Source organism: Leptolyngbya cf. ectocarpi LEGE 11479, from assembly GCF_015207065.1.
Taxonomy (GTDB): domain Bacteria; phylum Cyanobacteriota; class Cyanobacteriia; order Phormidesmidales; family Phormidesmidaceae; genus Leptothoe; species Leptothoe ectocarpi.
Genome location: NZ_JADEXP010000627.1, coordinates 1 through 1,428, shown reverse-complemented (window position 1 = coordinate 1,428; position 1,428 = coordinate 1). Strand labels below are relative to the sequence as shown.

General features: G+C 45.6%; 2 protein-coding genes. One reads left to right on the top strand and one right to left on the bottom strand.

The window, feature by feature from the left end; genetic code table 11:
- Positions 1-462 precede the first annotated feature (462 nt).
- Complete coding sequence (locus IQ260_RS30590; protein WP_193996802.1) at positions 463-918, top strand: DEP domain-containing protein; 456 nt, start codon at positions 463-465, stop codon at positions 916-918.
- 140 nt (positions 919-1,058) lie between these two features.
- Here the strand turns inward: IQ260_RS30590 and IQ260_RS30585 are convergent, their stop codons facing one another.
- Positions 1,059-1,283, bottom strand: coding sequence for a hypothetical protein (locus IQ260_RS30585; RefSeq protein ID WP_193996801.1), 225 nt, complete (start codon positions 1,281-1,283; stop codon positions 1,059-1,061).
- Between the last annotated feature and the right edge of the window lie 145 nt (positions 1,284-1,428).

Sequence of the window (1,428 nt, the reverse complement as noted above, 5' to 3'; positions counted from 1 at the left end):
CCATTACCCGTAGGAGCGGACGCCCAGGGCTCTAGCGGTACCTGCATGGCTGGTGGCAGCGGTCGCCGCTGAGTACGGGCAAAGCGGTCCGGAAAAATTTGATAGAAAACGGCGTGCTTGACCCAGTCGGGGGTTTGAATTTGCATGGAAGCGATAGCAGACTGCATCGCTTAGGGTAGCGGTTTGTCGGTATCAACTGCTGAGAACGTTAGGATGGTTAAAGATCTGCGGTCGTCATTTTTTAGCTTTCTCAGGTATTTTCAGAAACGATTTAAGCAATCTTCAGTTTTTGGTTAGACAGCATTCAGATAAGCTTGGCATCTTTGTAATCAAGATGATGCTGATTTTGTGTTGCGATCGCAACACAAAATTGCAGAACAGGGGGTAAACAACCGCCACCGTGCGAGATTGGTATCACAGTAACTTCCTATAGATTTTTCTACTTTAAAGAGATTTTTTCCTATGGTGAAAGTTGAAGCTATTGCAGTTGCCTATTTAAATCTCAAAATTCCCTATGGTGACGCTAGGGCGCTAGTTGCAGCATGGAATGAGCGTTTTCCACAGTATAATTATCAAATGTTGACTCAGTGGATTTTAGCGGGTGACGTTAGCTATGCTTACGGTAAGCTGACGTTAGCTAGATACACTGAGCCAAAAGACCTGGCACAACTTGTTGTTCAGATGCGAAGTGCAGGCGGTGTAGGCATTAAAGACCGTCGATATAATCTTAAGATTTATCCAAAGTGTTTGGTTGGTTCTGAGGCTGTCCAATGGTTTATGGTCAACTTTGATCTGACTCTAGATGACGCTATTCGCGTTGGACAGCGCATGTTAGAGCGAGATATTATTCATCACGTTGTGGATGAACAAGATTTTAAGAATGACTATCTGTTTTATCGTTTTTATGAGGATGAGTGATGTCAGCTGATAATCTGCTGCAAGAGACTCCCGTGTTGGATCAATATAGCCGAGTGCTTGCAATGCTCGAAGAAAGGGACATGGATTCTTGGCATCAGTTGTTGCTTCGCCACCGGCATCGGCAGCATTGTTAGTCATGCTCATACGCTTACGCTCGAATCTAAAATAGTCGGGTTGAAGGTTTGAAAGGGTTGTTCTCTAGTGAGGTTGCGTTCGTCAATATCGCGGGCTAATTGTTTTAGCGCCTGTTGATAGGTCTCAAAAACTAGCAGCGCTTGGTCTTTGTTCTGGTCTGGCAGCGTGTGCCGATAGTCGCCAATCATGGGGGGTTGGACTAGCCCTGTCGTTATGGTGATATTGATCATTTGTATCGTGGATTGGACCTGATTCCACCTCAGTTTGTGTGAGGAGATTGAGGTAACGGTCTCCTCCCGTTGAGAGACGAGGCAATTAACAAGTTACGCATCCAATCGTCATGATATCGGAAGCCATTGAGTTGCTCGAACGGAC